Consider the following 6,088-nt stretch of genomic DNA (forward strand, 5'->3'; position numbering starts at 1 on the left):
CGGGCCCGGGGCGGACCACCGCGTCCCGGCTCTGTCCGACCATCACGTCACCTTCCCCGCGCGCTCTTCCGCGCGCTTCCCCGCACCGCACTCGCACCGCGTCCGTTCCCCGGTTCCCCCAACCCCCGTACGGTTCCGCGCGTCACGCCGTGGCGTGCCGCACCTCATATCGCCGCCCGGCCGCACGTCGCCGCCCGGCCTCATGTCGCCGCCCGGCCGCGTCACCGCTCCGCCGTACGTCGCCGCTCCGCTCACGTCACCGCTCCGCCTCACGTCGCCGTCGGGCCGCGGGTGCGCCGCCGCCCCTCGATCAGCAGTTCCTGGACGTTGGGCAGCGGTGCCCCGCTCCCGTCGTGGGCGTGGCGCCTCCAGTCGCCGTCCGGTCCCAGGTGCCAGGAGGCCGTGCCGTCCGACATGCCCGTCTCCAGCAGGCGGTTGAGCGAGGCGCGGTGGGCGGGGTCGGTGACCCGTACCAGCGCCTCGATCCGCCGGTCGAGGTTGCGGTGCATCATGTCGGCGCTGCCCAGCCACACTTCGGGCTCACCGCCGCCGCCGAAGCAGAAGACCCGCGAGTGCTCCAGGAACCGGCCCAGCACGCTGCGGACCCGGATGTTCTCGCTCAGCCCGGGGACGCCGGGACGCAGGGCGCAGATGCCGCGCACCCACACGTCCACCGGTACGCCCGCCATGGAGGCGCGGTAGAGGGCGTCGCACACGGTCTCGTCGACGATCGAGTTGACCTTGATGCGGACGTACGCCTCCCGGCCCGCCTTGTGGTGGGTGATCTCCTTCTGGATCCGGGTGACCAGCCCGTCGCGCAGTGAGTGCGGGGCGACCAGCAGGCGGCGGTAGGTCTGGCGCCGCGAGTAGCCGGAGAGCCGGTTGAACAGGTCGGACAGGTCCGCGCCGACCTGCTGGTCGGCGGTGAGCAGTCCGAGGTCCTCGTAGCGCCGCGCCGTCTTGGGGTGGTAGTTGCCGGTGCCCACGTGGGCGTAGCGGCGCAGCGTCTCGCCCTCCTGCCGGACGACGAGCGACAGCTTGCAGTGGGTCTTGAGCCCGACGAGCCCGTAGACGACGTGGCAGCCGGCCTCCTCCAGTTTCCGCGCCCACTTGATGTTGGCCTGCTCGTCGAAGCGGGCCTTGATCTCGACGAGGACGAGCACCTGCTTGCCGGACTCGGCGGCGTCGATCAGCGCGTCCACGATCGGTGAGTCGCCGGAGGTGCGGTACAGGGTCTGCTTGATGGCCAGCACGTCCGGGTCGGCCGCCGCCTGCTCCAGGAACGCCTGCACGGAGGTGGAGAACGAGTCGTAGGGGTGGTGGAGCAGCACGTCGCGTTCGCGGAGCGCCGCGAAGATGTCGGGCGCGGAGGCGGACTCGACCTCGGCGAGGTCGCGGTGCGTGCCCGCGACGAACTTCGGGTACTTCAGCTCGGGCCGCTCCAGCGCCGAGGCGATCCCCGACAGCCCCGTCAGGTCCAGCGGCCCGGGCAGCGGGTAGACCTCCGCCTCGCTGACCTTCAGCTCGCGCACCAGCAGGTCGAGGACGTACGGGTCGATGGTCTCCTCGACCTCCAGCCGTACCGGTGGTCCGAAGCGGCGCCGCATCAGCTCCTTCTCCAGCGCCTGGAGCAGGTTCTCCGCGTCGTCCTCCTCGACCTCCAGGTCCTCGTTCCGCGTCACCCGGAACATGTGGTGCGCCAGCACCTCCATGCCGGGGAACAGCTCCTCCAGGTGCGCGGCGATCACGTCCTCCAGGGGGACGTAGCGGTACGGCGACGCCTCCAGGAAGCGCGGCAGCAGCGGCGGCACCTTCACCCGGGCGAAGTGGTTGTGCCCGCTGACGGGGTTGCGCACGACCACCGCCAGGTTGAGCGACAGTCCCGAGATGTAGGGGAAAGGGTGCGCCGGATCGACGGCGAGCGGGGTGAGGACGGGGTAGATCTGCTGCCGGAAGAGGGTGAAGAGGCGGGCCTGCTCCTTCTCCGTCAGTTCCGCCCAGCGCAGCAGGTGCAGCCCCTCGGCGGCCAGCGCGGGGGCGACGTCGTGCTGGTAGCAGGCGGCGTGCCGGGCCATCAGCTCCCGGGAGCGGTTCCAGATCAGCTCCAGCACCTCGCGCGGCTGCAGCCCCGAGGCGCTGCGCGTGGCCACGCCGGTCGCGATCCGCCGCTTGAGGCCGGCGACCCGGACCATGAAGAACTCGTCCAGGTTGCCGGCGAAGATCGCCAGGAAGTTCGCCCGTTCGAGGAGGGGCGTGTCCGGGTCCTCCGCGAGTTCGAGCACCCGCTCGTTGAAGGCGAGCCAGCTGCGCTCGCGGTCCAGGAAGCGGTCGGACGGCAGGTCCGCGGCGGTCCGTGCCGGGTGGCCCTGTCCGTCCTCGTACAGGTCCACGTCCGAGTCGATGTCCGGCTCCAGGCCCAGGTCGGGGCCCGCACCGGGAACGTTGCTGGGGCGGTGGGCCGCGATCGAGCCGACCGAGGGTTGCGGCTGCTGGGTCATACCGCCATTGTCGATGCTCTCTGCGAGGGAGGACCGGGCCATTCCGCGACACTCGCAAGAGAGTTTGAATCAATGGTTACACCCGCATGGCGAGGCGGGGAGCCCCTGGTGGCCGCCGGTGGTCACGAAGGGGCCGCCGGCGCCCACGGGGGGCTCTCCGCCCCGGTTCGGGGACGTCCTCACGTCTCCGTGCGGTACATCAGGTCGGTCTCGTGGGTGCTGAAGCCGAGGCCCTCGTAGACGCGGACGGCGGCGGTGTTGTCCGCGTCGACGTAGAGCATGGCCGTGGGCAGGCCGCGGTCGAGGGCGAGGTGGCGCAGGCCGACGGTGGTGAGGGCCTTCCCCAGGCCGCCGCCCTGTTCGCCGGGCGCGACACCGAGCACATAGACCTCGCCCAGCTGTTCGGCGGCGTGGACCTTCGTCCAGTGGAAGCCGACCAGGCGGCCCTCCCGCTCGGCGAGGAAGAACCCGGCGGCGTCGAACCAGTCCTCGGCCTCGCGGTCGTCGAGGTCGCGCTGGGTGAGGCCGCCCTGTTCCGGGTGGTGGGCGAAGGCGGCGGCGTTGAGGGCCAGCCAGTCCGCGTCGTCCTCGCCGGGGCGGAAGGTGCGCACGGTCACGCCCTCGGGCAGCACCGGCTCGGGCAGCTCCCAGCCGGCCAGCGGGCGCCGCAGCTGCCGCAGTTCGCGGAAGAGGGTCAGGCCCAGGCTCTGGGCGAGGTGCCGGGCCGCCGGGTGTCCGCCGTGCGCCCACATCCGCAGCCGCCGGCCGGACTGGTCCAGCAGGGCCTGCCCGAGCCGCCTGCCGTAGCCGTGGCCGCGCCGGGTGGGGGCGACGACCAGCTCACCGGCGGGTGCCTCCACCGGGTCGGTGTCCTCCAGTTGCGCGTACCCGGCGAGCGTGCCCTCGCCGTCGCGCAGCAACAGGTGGCGCACGCCCTCCCGGGGGCCGCCGCGCAGGTGGATCCTGCCCTGTTCGGAGACGGCGTACTGGCCGTCCTGGCGGGCGGCCGCGTCGATCAGCCGCTGGACCTCGGGTACGACGCCGGCCGGTACCTCGTCCACCACATCCACGTCACTCATGGGACCGACCCTACGGCCGAACGCGCCGTGACGGACTCCCCCGCCCCGGCCCCGGGCCGGCGCCCCGCCGAGGACGGTACCCACGCCGGGGGCGGCGCTCAAGACGAGGGGCGCTCGGGACGAGGGGCGCTCAGGACGGGGACCGCGGTGCCGCCGTCGGCGGCGGGGTGGGTGCCCCCGGCAGCCGCAGCACCGCCTCCGTCCCCGGGCCGCCGTCCGCCGGGCGCCGCAGCGCGATCTCGCCCCCGCACTGCCGTGCCGTGCGCGCGACGATGGCCAGCCCGAGCCCGGAGCCGGGGAGGCTGCGCGCGGCGGGCGAGCGCCAGAAGCGGTCGAAGACGTACGGGAGTTCGTCGTCGGGAACGCCCGGCCCCTCGTCCCGCACCAAGAGCGCCCCGTCGCGCAGCACGAGGCGCACGGTGCCGCCCTCGGGGCTGAACTTGACGGCGTTGTCCAGCAGGTTGACCACGGCACGCTCCAGCGCCGCCGGCTCGCCCCGCACGTACCACGGCTCCAGGTCGCCGGTGAGGGTCAGCCCCGGGCCGCGGGGCCGTGCCCGCTCCAGGGCGCGCTCCGCGATCTCGTGCAGGCCGGTGATCCGGGTCCGGGTGGGGTCGCCGGCATCGTCGGCACCGGGATCCGCGCCGCCCGAGGTCTGCGGCACACCGTGCGGCCGGGACAGCTCCTGGAGGTCGCCGATGAGTTCCCCCAGCTCCGTCATCTGGGCCTGTACGGAGGACAGCAGCTCCCTGCGGTCCTGCTCGGGCAGCGCCCGCCCGGTCTCCTCGCTGCGCACCAGCAGGTCGATGTTGGTGCGCAGCGAGGTGAGGGGGGTGCGCAGTTCGTGGCCCGCGTCGGCGATGAGCTGCTGCTGGAGTTCGCGGGAGCTGGCCAGCGCCTCCGTCATGGCGTTGAAGGAGCGGGAGAGGCGGGCGATCTCGTCGTCGCCCTCGGCGGGGATGCGGACGGCCAGGTCCTCGGTGCGGGCGATGTGTTCGACGGCCTCCGTCAGCCGGTCCACGGGCCGCAGCCCGGCGCGGGCGAGCGCGACCCCGGCGCCCGCGGCGCCCAGCACGCCCGCGCCGCCCACCAGGGTGAGGATGAGGGTGAGGTTGCGCAGCGACTCCTCGATCTCGGCCATCGGCCGGGCCATGGAGACGGCGAGCCCGGTGCCCGGCACCGTCGTGGTGCGCACCCGGTACGTCGTGCCGTCGGAGGCGCGCGCCGTGTGGATGACCTCGTCGCGGCGGCGTTCGGCGACGCGCACGTCGGCCTCCTTCACCTCCAGCCGCCTGCCGACGATGACGCAGCTGCCGCCGGAGGTGTCCACCACCTGCACGGTGGCGCCGAAGGGGTTGGGCGCGGGCTGGTCGGGCGGGGTGCACTGGCCCGAGCGGACGCTGTCGACGACGGAACCGGCCGAGACGGAGTTGTCGCGCAGCGAGTCGTCCAGCGAGTCGAGCAACTGGGCGCGGACGAGGAACCAGCAGGCGAGGGCGCAGGCGGCGACCGCCAGCGCGACCGTCGTCGCCGCCAGCAGGGCGAGGCGCCCGCGCAGCGGCATGGACACGGCCCGCGCGCACCGGCGGCGCAGGCGGCACCAGACGGCGCGGGGGTTCCTCCGGGCGGCGCCGAGGCTCACGCGTCGTCCCTCAGGACGTAGCCCACCCCGCGCACCGTGTGCACCAGGCGGGGCTCGCCGCCCGCCTCGGTCTTGCGTCTCAGGTACATCACGTACACGTCCAGCGAGTTGGACGACGGCTCGAAGTCGAAGCCCCAGACGGCCTTGAGGATCTGCTCGCGGGTGAGGACCTGGCGCGGGTGGGCCAGGAACATCTCCAGGAGCGTGTACTCGGTGCGGGTCAGCTCCACGGGCCGCCCGCCCCGGGTGACCTCGCGGGTCCGCAGGTCCATGCGCAGATCCGCGAAGGCCAGGACGTCGGGCTCCCGCTCCGCCTCGGCCTGCGCCTGCTCGCGCGCGTACGAGCTGCGCCGCAGCAGGGCCCGGACGCGGGCGAGGAGTTCGTCCAGCTCGAACGGTTTGACGAGGTAGTCGTCGGCGCCCGCGTCCAGGCCGGTGACCCGGTCGCCGACGGTGTCGCGTGCCGTCAGCATGAGGATGGGCACGCGCCGTCCGGCCGCCCGCAGCCGCCGGGCGGCGGTCAGTCCGTCCATGCGGGGCATCAGGATGTCCAGCACGACCAGGTCCGGCTCGTGCGCGGTGACCTGGTCGAGCGCCTCGGCGCCGTCGGCGGCCAGCAGCGTCTCGTACCCCTCGAAGCTCAGGCTGCGGCGCAGCGCGTCACGGACGGCGGGCTCGTCGTCGACGACCAGGACGGTCCGGTTGTCGGGCGCCGGAGCGGCGGATGCGGTCTCGGAGGCCATGGTCCCCAGCTTGGCACCGTCCGCCCCACCGTGCCCCGCACGCCCACCGGGCGCCGCCGGTTCCGCGGCGGGCGGGGCGCGGCGGAGGGCGGCGGCGCGGCGGAGGGCGGGGTTGCCGAGGGTGCC

4 protein-coding genes are annotated in these 6,088 nt (G+C 73.9%); all 4 read right to left on the minus strand.

What is annotated here, in order from left to right; translation table 11 throughout:
* Positions 1-269: 269 nt before the first annotated feature.
* The gene (locus FM076_RS15135; protein ID WP_243274514.1) at positions 270-2,498 is read right to left on the minus strand and encodes an RNA degradosome polyphosphate kinase; all 2,229 of its coding nucleotides are present in this window, start codon (positions 2,496-2,498) and stop codon (positions 270-272) included.
* Positions 2,499-2,677: 179 nt separating this feature from the next.
* Entirely contained in the window at positions 2,678-3,577 is a 900-nt protein-coding gene (gene mshD, locus FM076_RS15140; protein WP_173871130.1) for a mycothiol synthase, read from the minus strand.
* Positions 3,578-3,707: 130 nt separating this feature from the next.
* Positions 3,708-5,141: a HAMP domain-containing sensor histidine kinase gene (locus FM076_RS15145; RefSeq protein WP_173874759.1), complete on the minus strand. Its 1,434-nt coding sequence runs from the start codon at positions 5,139-5,141 to the stop codon at positions 3,708-3,710.
* Positions 5,142-5,215: 74 nt separating this feature from the next.
* Positions 5,216-5,962, minus strand: coding sequence for a response regulator transcription factor (locus tag FM076_RS15150; RefSeq protein WP_173871132.1), 747 nt, complete (start codon positions 5,960-5,962; stop codon positions 5,216-5,218).
* Positions 5,963-6,088: the final 126 nt, after the last annotated feature.

It is taken from the genome of Streptomyces albus subsp. chlorinus (assembly GCF_013302895.1).
Classification (GTDB): Bacteria; Actinomycetota; Actinomycetes; order Streptomycetales; family Streptomycetaceae; genus Streptomyces; species Streptomyces chlorinus.

Bases quoted from the DNA above. Each gene is read 5' to 3' on its own strand.
- FM076_RS15135 (WP_243274514.1), bottom strand. From the start codon at position 2,498: ATGACCCAGCAGCCGCAACCCTCGGTCGGCTCGATCGCGGCCCACCGC.
- mshD (WP_173871130.1), bottom strand. From the start codon at position 3,577: ATGAGTGACGTGGATGTGGTGGACGAGGTACCGGCCGGCGTCGTACCC.
- FM076_RS15145 (WP_173874759.1), bottom strand. From the start codon at position 5,141: ATGCCGCTGCGCGGGCGCCTCGCCCTGCTGGCGGCGACGACGGTCGCG.
- FM076_RS15150 (WP_173871132.1), bottom strand. From the start codon at position 5,962: ATGGCCTCCGAGACCGCATCCGCCGCTCCGGCGCCCGACAACCGGACC.